We start from the raw sequence: 14,102 nt of genomic DNA on the forward strand, positions 1-14,102 counted from the left end.
ACCCCCTGTAGGAGCTGCCCAAGGCTGCGATCTTGTGATCCTGATCTTGATCTTCATTGACCCCCTTAAGATCAAGATCAAAAGATCGCAGCCTTCGGCATCTCCTACAGGGTTCGGTTATTTAATGCACTGGCCGGAACGGGCCTGGCACAGGGTGAACAACCATTTACGCAACCGCGCCAGTTTCAGTCCCATACCAATAACTCCGCAGGGGTCGGGTTGTAGGCATTGCACGGGTTGTTCAGTTGCGGGCAGTTGGAGATCAGCACGATCACGTCCATCTCGGCCCGCAGGTCGACGTATTTGCCCGGTGCCGAAATCCCGTCTTCAAAGGTCAACCCGCCATCGGCCGTGACCGGCACGTTCATGAAGAAGTTGATGTTCGGCCCGATGTCGCCCTTGCCCAGTCGCCCATCGTGGACGCAGGCGCGCAGATAGTTGTCGCGGCAGCTGTGCATGTAGCGTTTTTCCAGCGCGTAACGCACGGTGTTGCTCTCCTGCGCACAGGCGCCGCCGAGAGTGTCGTGCCGCCCACAGGTATCGGCGACGATGGTCAGCATCGGTTTGCCGAGGTTGGAATAGAGCACGCTGCCGGTACCCAGGTAGACGCTGTTCTGCCGGCGCAAGGTGCGCTGCACGTCGTAGCGTTCCTTCGGGTTGGCGACGCTGTAGAACAAGGTATCGACTGCCTGGTTGCCTTCCAGATCGAGGATGCGCAGGGTCTGGCCCGCCTTGACCTCCATCAGCCACGGTTCACCGGCCGGGATGGTCGCGCGGTAGACCGCGGTTTCGGGCTGCCTGCTGGTGGTAACGGCAGCGGTAGCGATTGCTAGTGACATGGCAGCGATCCTCAGGCGAACAGACGGTCGGTATTGATGAAGCCGCGCTCGTTTTCCGGGCGCGAGGTGCGGCAGTGTTCGGCGACGCTGGCGTCGGCGTTCATCCAGCTGAGTTTCAGCGGTTTCGGGGCGAATTCCGGCGATGGATCCATCGGGTGTTGCAGCGCGGTCAGCACCACCAGCGTGTCCATCGGCGCGTACAACTCGATGTAGTCGCCAGCCTTGGAGTTGCCCTCGACGAAGTGGAAACGCCCGGCTTCATCGACGTTCACGCGGCTGAACAAGTTGAGCGTCATCAGCAAATCCGACAGGCCCAGCCCCCACTTGCCGAGCTCCACCAACAGGTTGTCGGTGCCGTTGCGGAAGAAGCCGTTGCGCAGTTCCTGGTAGCGTCCGGCGCCGTATTTTTCCGCGACTTCTTCAGCGCAGAGCACGCCGCCGAGGCTGTCGCTCCAGCCACAGGTGTCGGCGGTGATGGCCGCCAGCACGCGGCCCATGTCCGAGTACAGGCAATGGCCGGTGGTGAGTTTGGCGGTGTGTTGGCATTTGAGGCTGTCGGGCAGGTTCAGGCGTTCGGTTTTTTCGTTAGCGTTGAGCAGCGTCAGGCTGACGTTGGCACCGCCGCGCAGGTCGGTCAGGCGCAACAGTTGGCCGCGCTTCAAAACGAAAGAGCGATGGCCGCCGCCTGGGAGCATTTCTTCGGCGAACGGTGGGAACAGTTGAGTCGAGTCAGTCATTTTCAAACTCCTCTAAGCGATACGAAGCGTGCCTGCCACGGGAGCCGGCAGGGCGTCGACGGCGGCGCGCTGGACGCGGCGGTCGCTGTTCAAAGGGATGTCGTAGGTGATGCGGGCGCCATAGGCGCCGGGGGCGTGCGGGTCGACGCGGACCTTGTCGAACACCAGCAGCCGGGTGCCGAGGCTGAAACCTTCGGACAGGTCGTGGGTGACCATGAACACCGTCAGTTGCGTCTCGCGCCACAGCTCCAGCAGCAGGTGATGCATGTCTTTGCGGATGCCCGGATCAAGGGCGCCGAACGGTTCGTCGAGCAGCAACACCCGGGGTTTCATGATCAGCGCCTGGGCGATGGCCAGCCGTTGTTGCATGCCCCCGGACAGCTGCGCCGGGTACTTGTCCAGCGAGTGGCCGAGGCCGACTTTATGCAGCAGCACCGAGGCTTGTTCGCGGGCGTCTCTTTTAGCGCTGCCGAACAAGCGACCGAGTAACGGCGAGCGCGGCAGTTCGAGGCCGAGGGCGACGTTATCCAGAACCGTCAGGTGCGGGAACACCGAGTAGCGCTGGAACACCACGCCACGGCTTGAGTCCGGCTCACCGGCCAGGGCCTGGCCGTCCAGCAGAATCTCGCCGCGACTGGCGCGTTCCTGGCCGAGCAACAACCGCAGGAAGGTCGATTTGCCGCAACCCGAGGCGCCGACGAGTGTGCAGAATTCACCCTCGTTGACGTTCAGGTTCAGCCCTTCGAGCACCACCTGATCGGCGTATTGCTGCCAGACGTTTTTCACCGTGATGAAGCTCATGCGCGGGCTCCTTCATACCAAGGGAACGCACGTTGGGTCAGGCGCTTGAGGCCCCAATCCATCAGCCAGGCGAGCAGGGTGATCCACACCACGTAGGGCAAAATCACGTCCATCGCCAGGTAGCGGCGCACCAGGAAGATCCGGTAGCCGAGGCCGTCCGTGGAGGCGATGGCTTCGGCGGCGATCAGGAACAACCACGCCGAGCCCAGCATCAGCCGCAGCGAGATCAACAGACGCGGCAGCAATTGCGGCAACACCACGCGCAGCATCAGGGTCCAGGTCGAGGCGCCGAGGGTCTGGGCCTTGATCAGCAGTTCGACCGGAATCTCCCGGGCACGCTGTTCCAGATCCCGTGCCAGGCACGGGGTGATGCCGATCACGATCAGCATCACTTTCGACAACTCCCCCAGCCCGAACACGATGAACAGAATCGGCAGGATCGCCAGCGGTGGCACCATCGACAGCACCGTCAGCAACGGTGACAACGGCGCGCCGAACAGCGGCAGGGTGCCGGCGGCAATGCCCAGGCACAGCCCGGCCAACGCGCTGATACCGAGGCCGATGGCCAACCGACGCAGGCTGGACGCGGTGTCTTGCCACAGCACATATTCACCGGTGCGGGTGTCGGCAACGAAGGCCAGGCGTTTGACCGCGTCGGTCATTTGCACGGCGCTCGGCAACAGCTTGTCGTTGGGGTTGTCCGTCAGCCGCTCGGCCGAGCCCATGAAGTAGGCAAACAGCACCAGGGCGAACGGCAGGATCACCAACAGCAGGCGACTCGGGCGATCCGGATGGCGATTGATCAGGCGCATGGCCAATTCCTCTTGTTACAGCTTGGCGTCGGCGGCCATCTGCACGTAGGTCGGATCGAAACGCAGCTTGAGGTTGGTCTTGTCGCCGCTGGTCACGCCGTTGGCGAAGGCCATGCCGACCGCGCTGGTGTCCTTGGCGCCTTCACCCAGCAAGCCGTGCTGGAAGGAAAACTCCGCGACCTTGCGCATGGTGTCCGGCAGTTGTTTGCTGGTAGAGAACGCCAGGGCTTCGTTGGGCGTGGCGAACAATTTGGTGGTGTCCAGTTGCGCCTGGAAACCCGCCAGGTCAGTGCCCGAAGCTTTGGCCATGTGTTCGAGCGCGACTTTGCTGGCGGCGTTTTTCGCGTTCATCAACTCGACCACTTCGAACCAGGCACCGGTCAGGGCTTTACCCAGGGCCGGGTTGTCTTTGAGAGTGGCACTGTTGACCACCATCATGTCCATGATTTCGCCGGGGATCTGGCTGGAGTTGAAGACTTCGGTCACACCGGGTTTGGCCTTGATGTCGGACAGCATCGGGTTCCAGGTGGTGACGGCATTGACTTGCTCGGTGTTGAAGGCAGCGGAGATATCGGCGTCGGAGGTGTTGACCACTTTCAGGTCTTTCTCGCTGAGGTCCACCGAATCCAGTGCGCGAGCCAACAAGTAGTGGGAAACCGAGAGCTCGACCAGATTGACGTCCATGCCCTTGAGGTCGCTGACTTTCTTGGCGTCACCCTTGAGCACGATGCCGTCGTTGCCGTTGGAGAAATCGCTGACGATCAGTGCGGTGCTGTCGACGCCGCCAGCTGCCGGAATGGTCAGCGCGTCCATGTTGGTCATGGTGCAACCGTCGAACTGGCCGGCGGTGTACTGGTTGATGGATTCGACGTAATCGTTGAGCTGCACCACATCAATCTTGATGCCGTACTTCTTTGCCCATTTATCGACGATGCCTTGGCTGCCCGCATATTCCCACGGCATCCAACCGGCGTAGATGGTCCAGCAGACGCTGAAGTGGTCTTTCTGTGCGGCTTGAGACGAGAAGCTCACGAAGGCTGCGAACGCAGCGACGAGCAGGGCGGGTAAACGAAGCTGGGACATGATGGTTCTCCAGTTGATCTAGGGCGGGCAGGAGTCAACGCGGCACCGCGAACGGTGGCTTGTCTCCCGGGCTTTTGTCCCGCCGTGTAACCTCAACTGGAGGTCGCCAACTCTCGGACCAGCCACTCGCTCAAGCGAGCCGGAACCCTAGTCGGCCATTGCAAATTGTGGTGCCGCGAACCTGTGGTGACTCCTGCACGGGTTTGTTAAAGCGAGAGCCGTGCCAAGTCGGCTTGAGCGCTCTGGCGTGGGGATTGCGCGGTGGTCGCGTGCTGAGGTGAAGGATGTGGTGCATTGTGATGGTGCGGTGGCGCACTGCAATGGAGCCACTGATCTGAAGGTTTGCGCTGCATCGCACTTGGCAGAGGATTTTGAGTCAAAACAAATGTCAGCCGGTCTGTGCCGACTGCTGTCAAAGGTCTTTGCGGAGGCCGTCATGTTGCGTCGATTGCTGCTGGGTGCTTTGCTCGGTTTGGGGTTGACCGGTTGTTACTATTACGACGGTCCAGCCGATGTCTATGCGGCACCTTATTACTACCCCGGCTACTACTACCCTAATTACTACTCGCCTTTTTACTACGGTTATTACGGTGGCTATTACGGCCCACGTTATTACGGTGGTTATCACGGCTATTACTACGGCGGACGAGGCTATTATCGCGGTGGGTATCACGGCGGCGGATATCACGGTGGCCACCATTAATCAGTGCGTGAATGGATGAAAAACCTTTCATCGGCCAGATGTTTCAACGTGTTGCAAAGCCGCACCAGATTTCGAATTCGATGTCTGATCTTTCGACAGTCACCGAATAATTGACTGTCGCCCGCCAGCGTCGCTGGTGTGGCTCACTCGCGGTCCAGGAGGCCGCCATGCTCTCTCGAAAACAGCTCCGCCGAATGCTTCTGATTGCTGTATTGGGATTGTCTGTTGGTGCGTGCGTGCCCTATTCCGATGGAGGAGCCGGCTACTACAGTTCCGAGGTCTACACCTCGCCAGCGCCAGCCTATTACGCTGGTAGTGGATCCTACTATTCAGGTGGCAGCTATTACTCGCCACCGCCGCGCTATTACTCACCGCCAGCGCGGTATTACCAGCCAACCCCGCGCTATTACTCGCAGCCGCGGATCTACCAATCGTCACCGCGCTATTATCAGTCGGCCCCGCGAGCTGACTACCGGGCCTATCAGAATCACGGTTCGGACGGCCGTAATCGCGGCAACTGGAACAATGACGACCGCGGTGGCGGACGCAATAATAATCATGGCGGACGCGGCGACCATAACGGTCATGGTGATCACGATGGCCGGGGTGGGCACCGCTAAAAACCAATAACCAATACAAGGAGCGAGCAAGCTCGCTCCTACAGTTTTTGTTCAATATTCCGACAAATCTGCCAAGGGATGCCTGCCTTCCCAGACCTTATGGAAATGCGCCTCCACCACCGCATCCGGCACTTTTTGGATGTCCGGCCAATGCCAGTGCGGTTTCTGATCCTTGTCAATCAACCGTGCCCGTACACCTTCGCTGAACTCCGGATGCCGGCAGCAGTTGAGGCTAATGGTGTATTCCATCTGGAAGACCTGAGCCAACGACATGTGCCGAGCGCGGACGATCTGCTCCCAGACCAGATGAGCGGTTAGCGGCGAGCCTTCGCTCATGGTCTTTGCGGCTCGGCTGAATAGCATATCCGTGCTGTCGCGCAGATGGCTGATAGCCTTCCAGGCGCAGCGCACATCGCTGACATCCAGCAATTCGTCGACCTGCTGGCGGCGCGGCAACCATTGGGCTTCGGGCATTTGTGCGTCGGCTTCCTGCTGCAAGGCCTTGAGCAGACTGTTGAGTTGCATCGATGTCTGTTCTTGCCAGTTCAGCTGCAGCAAGCCTTCGATCAACTCTTCTTGTTGTTCATCGAGGAGGAAACGGTCGGCCAGGTCCAAGTCGATCGCATCGCGACCGTTCATATGCGCGCCCGTCAGGCCGAGAAACAAGCCGAGTTTGCCGGGCAACCGCGACAAGAACCAACTGGCGCCAACATCCGGGTACAGGCCGATACTGATCTCGGGCATCGCCAAGCGGCTGCTCGGCGTGACAATGCGGATGCTCGCGCCTTGCAGCAGGCCCATGCCACCGCCCAGCACGTAACCATGCCCCCAGCAGATCAGCGGTTTTGGGTACGTGTGCAGATTGAAGTCCAGGCGGTATTCCGCCGCAAAAAACTGCGCGGCCAAGGGCGGAACCTCTCCGGGATGCACGCGACACGCTTCTACCAGACTGCGCACTTCACCACCGGCGCAAAAGGCCTTGGTACCGTTGCCGCGCAATAAGACGCAGACGATTTGCGGTTCCTTGGCCCAGGCGTCCAGTTGGTCGCGCAGGGCGTTGATCATCGGCAAGGACAGCGCATTGAGGGATTTTTCAGCATCCAGGCTGGCAACACCGATTCGGGCGCCGTCGGTGCCAGTGAGTTCTTCGAAGTGCAGATTCATCGTGACCTCGATCGGGAATTTGAGGGTTAAGTATGATCGCTATGTAGGAAAGTGCCGGATCTGCGTCAGATCAATTGACAAGCGTGATGCGCCTTCTTAGGGTTCGTCCCATTGTTTTTGCCGGATGTAACCATGACTACTGACGACCGTATCAAACTCGAACCGAGCTGGAAGGAGGCACTGCGTGCCGAATTCGACCAGCCTTATATGGCAGAGTTGCGCAATTTCCTGCAACAGGAGCGCGCTGCGGGCAAGGAGATCTATCCACCGGGCCCGATGATTTTCAACGCGCTCAATTCGACGCCGCTGGACAAGGTCAAGGTCGTTATCCTCGGTCAGGACCCTTATCACGGCCCGGGCCAGGCGCACGGCTTGTGCTTCTCGGTGCAGCCGGGCGTGCCGGCGCCGCCGTCGCTGGTGAACATCTATAAAGAGCTGAAACGTGACCTGAACATCGACATCCCGAGCCATGGCTGCCTGCAAAGCTGGGCCGATCAAGGCGTGCTGATGATCAACACCACCATGACGGTCGAGCGCGCCAATGCCAATGCGCACAAGGACAAGGGCTGGCAGTTTTTCACCGATCGGATTATTGAAGTGGTCAGCCAGCAGCAGCCACATCTGGTGTTTATGCTGTGGGGCGCTCATGCGCAGAGCAAACAGAAACTGATTGATGCCACCAAGCACCTGGTTCTGACCTCGGTGCACCCGTCACCGCTATCGGCCTATCGCGGCTTCCTCGGTTGCGGGCACTTCAGCCGGACCAACAAGTTTCTGGAGCAGAATGGCGAGACGCCGATCGTGTGGCGGTTGCCGCCAGTCTAAAAAGCTTCGCGGGCACCTCGGTCTATCAGACAGAATCCGGCACCCGATTCCAATACTTGAACAACGGCTCCGCCAGAAACAACACAAACAACAACCGCATCACCTGCATCGCCGTCACCAGCGGCACCGACAATTGCAGGGTCTCCGCGGTCAGGCTCATCTCCGCAATCCCGCCGGGCATCATGCCCAACGTCAATGAACGCAGATCCAGATGGGTCAACGCACTCAAACCCAGCGCTGCCGCCGTGGCGATCAGCATGGTCAACACGGTGCCGATCAACGTCCGCCCCATGAACGATGGCGCGCGCCGGAAAAACTGCCGATTGAAGTGACAACCCAACCCGCTGCCAATCAGCCATTGCCCAATCTGGCTGCCACCATTGGGCAAACCGATATGCAGATCCCAACCAATGCTCACCGCTGCACTCACCAGCAACGGCCCGAACAGCCACGGATTGGGTTGACGCAGGCGTTCCCAGATCCAGGCCGCTAAAGCGCCAGCGGGAAATAGAAGGGCCAGCCACCACCAGTTGACGACGCTCGGATGAAAAACCGGCGCGCCATTACCCAACAAGTACTTGAACGCCGCCGGCACACACAGCACCACCACTAACACCCGAAGACTTTGCCCCGCTGCGACGCGACTGAGCACCGCGCCATTGCGCGCACCGAGGTTGACCATCTCCCCGGAACCTCCAGGCATGCTGGAAAAGAATGCGGTGGCGCGATCCTCACCCGTACGCCGCATCAGCCACACCCCGACCACGGCGGACAAGCTGGTGACCAATGCACCGAAGAAAATCAGGCCAAAGTGACTCAGCACCTGCTCCATCACCAGTGGGGTGAAGTGCAGGCCGATACCGATCCCGACGATCCACTGGCCGCACTTGCGGCCGCCAGGGATTTCCGCCAATTGCCAGGGTGTCAGGCAGCGCACCAGGATGATCGCCAGCAACGAGCCGACCATCCACGGCAGTGGCCAGCCAATCTGACTGGCGAGGTAACCGCCCAGTGCGCCGACCAGCGGCGTACCCCACCAGGCGTCGAAGGGTGTTCGCTCAGACATCGGCGATTACGCGCCGCGAGATCGAACGTTTACGCCAGATCCGCACAATCGGCACCAATAGCATTACCGCGATCAATGCCCAGACACCGACAGTAATCCCGCTAGACCAGAGAATCTCCAGCGAGCCATTGGAGATCGACAAGGCCCGGCGCAGGTTTTGCTCCATCAAACCGCCGAGGATGAAGCCCAGCAGAACCGGCGACAACGGGAAGTCCAGCTTGCGCAGGATGTAGCCGAAGATCCCGATACCGATCATCAGGAACAGGTCGAAGGTGGTGGCATGCACCGCGAAGACGCCAATGGCGGTGATGATTGCGATCATCGGCACCAGCGCCCAGTTCGGTACGGCGAGGATGCGGGTAAAGATACGGATCATCGGAATGTTGAGGATCACCAGCATGATGTTGGCAATGAACAACGAAGCGATCAGGCCCCAGACAATGTCCGGTTGCTGTTGAAAAAGCAGCGGGCCCGGGGTGATGTTGTACAGCGACAACGCGCCAATCATGACCGCCGTCGTCCCGGAACCGGGAACGCCGAGCGTCAACATCGGCACCAGCGCGCCGCAGGCTTCGGCACCGATGGCAGTTTCCGGGGCGGCCAGACCACGCTTGTCGCCTTGTCCGAATTTTCCGCTTGGCCCGGCGATACGTTTCTCTGTCATGTAGGCCACGGCGCTGGCGAGTGTCGCACCGGCACCCGGCAAGACGCCCATGATGAAACCGAGCACCCCGCAACGCATGTTCACCCAGAACACCGAGGCGGCTTCCTTGAAGTTGAACATCATGCGACCGGTGGCTTTGAACGCTTCCTGGCCACGGTGGGTTTTTTCCAGCAGCAACAGAATTTCGCTGATGGAGAACAGGCCCAGCACCAACACCACGAACTGAATGCCGTCGGTGAGGTGGATGTTGTCCCCGGTAAAGCGGTAGACGCCGCTGTTGGCGTCAATGCCTACGGTCGACAGGAACAGCCCGATCAGTGCTGCAATAAAGGTCTTCAGCGGTCGATCACCGGCCATGCCGCCGAGGCAGACAATCGCGAACACCATCAGTACGAAATATTCCGCCGGACCGAAGGCAATCGCCCATTTCGCCAGAATCGGTGCGAACACCACCATCCCGCAGGTTGCAATGAAGGCGCCGATAAACGAACTCCATGCCGACAGCGACAGCGCAACGCCGGCCATTCCTTGACGAGCCATCGGGTAGCCGTCAAGGGTGGTCATCACGGTGGAGGCTTCGCCCGGAATGTTCAACAGAATCGAACTGATCCGGCCGCCGTATTCGCAACCCAGATAAACCGCCGCCAGCAGAATCAACGCCGACTCCGGTGGCAGGCCAAGGGCGAAAGCGATCGGAATCAGCAACGCCACACCGTTGATCGGACCCAGACCTGGAAGCAGGCCGACGACGGTGCCGATCAGCGTGCCGCACAGTGCCGTGACCAGGTTGTAAGGGGTGAGGGCAACGCCGAAGCCGTGACTCAAATAACCAAGCGTATCCATATCAGTTCTCCAGAACGTCGAGCAGGCCCAGAGGCAGTGGCACGTCCATGACTTTGTCGAACAGCAGGTACAGCCCGATACTCATCAAGCTGATAATCACCGCGCTCGGCAACCAGCGTCCGCCGTACAAGCGCGCCATTGGAATACCGATCAGCATGCTGCTGAGGATGAAGCCCAGCGGTTCGAACAGCCCGGCGAAGATCAGCAGCAACACGACGCAAAGGCCAATCTTGGTCAGGGTTTCGCGATCCATCGGTGGATCTTCTTCGGTGTGTTTAATCGGCGAGGGACGATACACCATGTAAACCAGTCCCAGGCCCATCAGGCACAGCATCAACAGAGGGAAGGCTCGCGGTCCGATGGGTTCGTAGGAAAAAGCTGCCTGGTAGGGCCAGGCCATCAGCATCAGGCTGAGACAGGCCAGCAACAGCACCGAAGCGAAAATGCGTTGTAAGAGCATGGAAAACTCCTGGGCCACGGCCCCGCGCATCGGGAGCCACCGCCGCTAGACAAAGGCGATCACTGAATCAGGCCGAACTCTTTGGCCAGCACTTTGTAGTCCGCAACCTGCTTCTTCACGTAGATGTCCAGCTCTGGGCCGGTCATCGCGAACGGAAACAGCTCACGCTGATCGCGCAGCTTGGCGAAGTCTTCGGAAGCCAACAGTTTGTCGAACGCGTCTTTCCACCAGGCGTAGTCTTCATCGCTGACCTTTGGCCCCAGGTAGAAGCCACGAACCACCGGCCAGACAATGTCGTAGCCTTGCTCTTTGGCGGTTGGAATGTCTTTCATTTCCGGCTCGTCCAGACGCTTCTCGGAGAACACCGCCAGCAGACGCATGTCGCCGCTCTGGATGTGTGGCATGGAGTCGGAAATGTCGGTGCTGCCGACCTGGATATGGCCGCCGAGCAGGGCGGTGGCGATTTCGCCGCCGCCTTCGAGGGCGACGTAGCGCAAGTCACGCGGGTTGATCCCGGCAGCCTTGGCGATCAACGCGGTTTGCATCCAGTCCTGGCTGCCGACGGTGCCGCCGGAACCGATCACCACCTTGCTCGGATCTTTCTTCAACGCTTGAACCAGGTCGTCGAGGTTCTTGTAAGGCGAGTCGCTTTTCACGGCGATGGCCCCGTAACTGGTGCCAACGGCGGCGAGCCAGCGTACGTTGGTTTCATCGAAACGCCCGAACTTGCCTTGGGCCAGGTTCAGCAGCGAGCCACTGGACCACGCCACCAGCGTGCCCGCGTCGGCCGGACGCTGTGCAACCACCGCGTTGTACGCCACCGCACCGACACCGCCGGGCATGTAGGTTACGCGCATCGGTTTGGTCAGCAGTTTCTCATTGACCAGCGCACTTTGCGCCAGTTTGCAGGTCAGGTCGAAACCGCCACCCGGCGAGGCCGGCGCGATGCATTCCGGGCGCTTGGGCTCGGCCATCAGTTGGCCGGCAAACAGCACACAGCTGGCGGCGAGGGCGAAACGGCGCAGTGATCGATTCATGAGTGTCTCCACGGGAGTTTTTGTTTTTGGGAATGTTTCAGGTGCGACGATTTCGCGCTGTGCAGCCGGCAACGGCGTTGACCAGCGTCAACGAGGGGGACTGATGAAAGGGGTGGGGCGGATAAGCCTGAAGCTGTATGGACAGCATGGTGCAGTACCTCGATTATTGTTCTTATTGGCGAAAACGCTTCAAGGCGTTTTTCGGGAGCTACATTTCAAAGCACGATGTGATGGTCGGCAGACGAGACCATCCGTGGGCTGACTCTAACGGTCCAACCTTTCACTAACCTTTCAGCGGACTTTCACGGTTTTCGGGCTTCACAGCGGCCGGTGCGGCTGTAAACTCCGCGCCAAAGAATGGCGTCGACCATCCCTGAACGAGGTAAAAAGCCATGCGTGTCCTGCTCGTCGAAGACCATCTGCAGCTCGCCGACAGTGTCGCCCAGGCCCTCAAAAGCACCGGACTGACCGTGGATGTGCTGCACGACGGAGTGGCCGCCGACCTGGCCTTGAGCAGCGAGGAATACGCCATGGCGATTCTCGACGTCGGTCTGCCACGCATGGATGGTTTTGAGGTGCTCGCCCGTTTGCGGGCGCGGGGCAAGAACCTGCCGGTGCTGATGCTGACCGCACGCAGCGACGTCAAGGACCGGGTCCATGGGCTGAACCTCGGTGCCGACGACTACCTGGCCAAACCGTTCGAATTGACCGAACTCGAGGCCCGGGTCAAAGCCTTGCTGCGCCGCAGCGTGCTCGGCGGCGAACGCCAGCAGACCTGTGGCGTGCTGGCTTACGACCTGGACACTCGGCGCTTCACCCTCGGCGAAGAATTGCTGACCCTGACCTCCCGCGAGCAGGCGGTGCTCGAAGCGTTGATTGCTCGTCCCGGTCGGGTGATGAGCAAGGAGCAACTGGCTTCCCAAGTGTTTGGCCTGGACGAAGAAGCCAGCCCGGACGCGATCGAAATCTATGTCCACCGTTTGCGCAAAAAACTTGATGGCCAACCGGTCGCCATCGTGACCTTCCGCGGCCTCGGCTACCTGTTGGAAAGCCGCGATGCATAAGCCCAGCAGCCTGCGCTGGCGGTTGTTGTGGAACCTGGCGCTGTTGCTGGTGGTGTTAATGCTGGCCAGTGGATTGAGCGCCTACTGGAATGGGCGCGAAGCCGCCGATACCGCCTATGACCGGACCTTGCTGGCCTCGGCGCGAACCATCGCCGCCGGCGTGTCCCAGCGCGATGGCAGCCTCAGCGCCGACGTGCCGTACGTGGCCCTCGACACCTTCGCCTACGACAGCGCCGGGCGGATTTTTTACCTGGTCAACGACATCAACCAGAAGTTGATCTCCGGTTACGAAAACCTTCCGCCACCACCACCCGGGACGCCGCGCACCGATGACTACCCGGCGCTGGCGCGTTTCTATAACGCCCAATATCAGGGGCAGAACGTGCGCGTGGTCAGCCTGCTCAAGCCCGTGAGCGAGCCGAACATGAACGGCATGGCGGAAATCCGCGTGGCGGAAACCGATGAGGCGCGGGTCAGCATGGCCCGCAGCCTGGCGGCGGACACCTTGTTGCGTCTGGGGATGTTGGCGGTTGGTGCACTATTGATGGTGTGGTTTGCGGTCAGTGCAGCGTTGCGTCCGCTGGAGCGCTTGCGGACTGCGGTGGAAGAACGCCAGTCCGACGACTTGCGGCCGCTGCCATTGGTGGAGGTGCAGCGGGAGCTGTGGCCGCTGGTGCGTGCACTCAATCACTTTACCGAACGGCTGCGCGAGCAGTTCGAACGCCAGGCGCAATTCATTGCCGATGCCGCCCACGAACTGCGTACCCCGCTGGCCGCGCTCAAGGCGCGACTTGAGCTGGGCCTGCGCTCCAGCGAACCCGACACTTGGCGCGGCACGCTGGAAAGCGCCGCCCAAGGTACGGACCGGTTGACCCATCTGGCCAATCAATTGCTGTCCCTGGCCCGGGTTGAAAACGGTGCACGGGCCATCGCCGAGGGCGGCGCGCAGTTGCTGGACCTGAGTCAGCTGGCGCGGGAATTGGGCATGGCCATGGCACCACTGGCCCATGCGCGTGGTGTGGCGCTGGCGCTGGAAGCCGATGAACCGGTGTGGCTGCGCGGTGAGCCGACGTTGTTGAACGAACTGTTGAGCAATCTGGTGGATAACGCGTTGGCCCATACGCCTCCGGGCGGCAATGTGATCCTGCGAGTCACCGCTCCGGCCGTGCTGGAAGTCGAGGATGATGGCCCGGGGATTCCTCTCGAAGAACGCGATCGGGTGTTCGAACGCTTTTACCGCCGCAACCAGCAAGTGGCCGGCTCGGGCCTGGGCCTGGCGATTGTTGGTGAGATATGCCGCGCGCATTTGGCTCAGATCAGCTTGCATGATGGCGAACAGGCGGGGTTGAAGGTGCGGGTGAGTTTTATCGCGGGATAGGAAGGG

At 60.4% G+C, this 14,102-nt stretch carries 15 protein-coding genes and 1 riboswitch; of the genes, 5 read left to right on the forward strand and 10 right to left on the reverse strand.

From position 1 onward, the window contains the following. Positions 1-185 precede the first annotated feature (185 nt). From ACA052_RS06505 to ACA052_RS06525, 5 genes are read right to left on the reverse strand one after another with little or no spacing between them, the layout of a single operon-like run. Positions 186-839 carry an urea amidolyase associated protein UAAP2 gene (locus tag ACA052_RS06505; protein ID WP_497648909.1) on the reverse strand — a complete coding sequence of 218 codons (654 nt, stop codon included), beginning with the start codon at positions 837-839 and terminating at the stop codon, positions 186-188. An 11-nt stretch (positions 840-850) separates the two neighbouring features. Next, positions 851-1,576 carry an urea amidolyase associated protein UAAP1 gene (locus tag ACA052_RS06510; protein ID WP_497648910.1) on the reverse strand — a complete coding sequence of 242 codons (726 nt, stop codon included), beginning with the start codon at positions 1,574-1,576 and terminating at the stop codon, positions 851-853. Positions 1,577-1,588: 12 nt separating this feature from the next. After that, the gene (locus tag ACA052_RS06515; RefSeq protein WP_497648911.1) at positions 1,589-2,377 is read right to left on the reverse strand and encodes an ABC transporter ATP-binding protein; all 789 of its coding nucleotides are present in this window, start codon (positions 2,375-2,377) and stop codon (positions 1,589-1,591) included. Beyond that, positions 2,374-3,189 carry an ABC transporter permease gene (locus ACA052_RS06520; RefSeq protein WP_201119425.1) on the reverse strand — a complete coding sequence of 272 codons (816 nt, stop codon included), beginning with the start codon at positions 3,187-3,189 and terminating at the stop codon, positions 2,374-2,376. Before ACA052_RS06520 ends, ACA052_RS06515 begins: the two co-directional genes overlap by 4 nt. Before the next feature lie 15 nt (positions 3,190-3,204). Further along, positions 3,205-4,272 (reverse strand): putative urea ABC transporter substrate-binding protein, encoded by a 1,068-nt coding sequence (locus tag ACA052_RS06525; RefSeq protein ID WP_497648912.1) that lies wholly within the window; start codon positions 4,270-4,272, stop codon positions 3,205-3,207. 61 nt (positions 4,273-4,333) lie between these two features. After that, positions 4,334-4,434: riboswitch (guanidine-I (ykkC/yxkD leader) on the reverse strand. A gap of 274 nt (positions 4,435-4,708) precedes the next feature. Between ACA052_RS06525 and ACA052_RS06530 the strand changes: the two genes are divergently transcribed. Both ACA052_RS06530 and ACA052_RS06535 read left to right on the forward strand, forming a co-directional pair. After that, on the forward strand, positions 4,709-4,975 hold the full coding sequence (locus ACA052_RS06530; RefSeq protein ID WP_497648913.1) for a hypothetical protein: 267 nt from the start codon (positions 4,709-4,711) through the stop codon (positions 4,973-4,975). Positions 4,976-5,142: 167 nt separating this feature from the next. Next, positions 5,143-5,595 (forward strand): hypothetical protein, encoded by a 453-nt coding sequence (locus ACA052_RS06535; RefSeq protein ID WP_497648914.1) that lies wholly within the window; start codon positions 5,143-5,145, stop codon positions 5,593-5,595. 51 nt (positions 5,596-5,646) lie between these two features. Here ACA052_RS06535 and dspII read toward each other — a convergent pair whose 3' ends face one another. Further along, the gene (dspII, locus tag ACA052_RS06540; RefSeq protein WP_497648915.1) at positions 5,647-6,759 is read right to left on the reverse strand and encodes an enoyl-CoA hydratase/isomerase DspII; all 1,113 of its coding nucleotides are present in this window, start codon (positions 6,757-6,759) and stop codon (positions 5,647-5,649) included. A 132-nt stretch (positions 6,760-6,891) separates the two neighbouring features. Here dspII and ung point away from each other — a divergent pair, with 132 nt between their 5' ends. Continuing rightward, entirely contained in the window at positions 6,892-7,584 is a 693-nt protein-coding gene (gene ung, locus ACA052_RS06545; RefSeq protein WP_497648916.1) for a uracil-DNA glycosylase, read from the forward strand. A gap of 25 nt (positions 7,585-7,609) precedes the next feature. Here the strand turns inward: ung and ACA052_RS06550 are convergent, their stop codons facing one another. The 4 genes from ACA052_RS06550 to ACA052_RS06565 are packed head-to-tail and all read right to left on the reverse strand — an operon-like array spanning position 7,610 to position 11,654. After that, positions 7,610-8,650 (reverse strand): AbrB family transcriptional regulator, encoded by a 1,041-nt coding sequence (locus ACA052_RS06550; protein WP_497648917.1) that lies wholly within the window; start codon positions 8,648-8,650, stop codon positions 7,610-7,612. Then, positions 8,643-10,157, reverse strand: coding sequence for a tripartite tricarboxylate transporter permease (locus ACA052_RS06555; protein ID WP_497648918.1), 1,515 nt, complete (start codon positions 10,155-10,157; stop codon positions 8,643-8,645). Before ACA052_RS06555 ends, ACA052_RS06550 begins: the two co-directional genes overlap by 8 nt. Position 10,158: 1 nt before the next feature. Then, positions 10,159-10,617, reverse strand: a complete 459-nt coding sequence (locus ACA052_RS06560; RefSeq protein ID WP_497648919.1) for a tripartite tricarboxylate transporter TctB family protein — start codon at positions 10,615-10,617, stop codon at positions 10,159-10,161. Positions 10,618-10,676: 59 nt separating this feature from the next. Beyond that, a complete protein-coding gene (locus tag ACA052_RS06565) occupies positions 10,677-11,654 on the reverse strand; it encodes a Bug family tripartite tricarboxylate transporter substrate binding protein (protein ID WP_497648920.1) in 978 nt (325 codons plus the stop codon). Between the two features lie 392 nt (positions 11,655-12,046). Here ACA052_RS06565 and ACA052_RS06570 point away from each other — a divergent pair, with 392 nt between their 5' ends. Beyond that, positions 12,047-12,718, forward strand: coding sequence for a response regulator (locus ACA052_RS06570; RefSeq protein WP_497648921.1), 672 nt, complete (start codon positions 12,047-12,049; stop codon positions 12,716-12,718). Further along, complete coding sequence (locus ACA052_RS06575) at positions 12,711-14,096, forward strand: sensor histidine kinase (protein ID WP_497648922.1); 1,386 nt, start codon at positions 12,711-12,713, stop codon at positions 14,094-14,096. Before ACA052_RS06570 ends, ACA052_RS06575 begins: the two co-directional genes overlap by 8 nt. Positions 14,097-14,102: the final 6 nt, after the last annotated feature.

The organism is Pseudomonas sp. LBUM1644, from assembly GCF_059716195.1.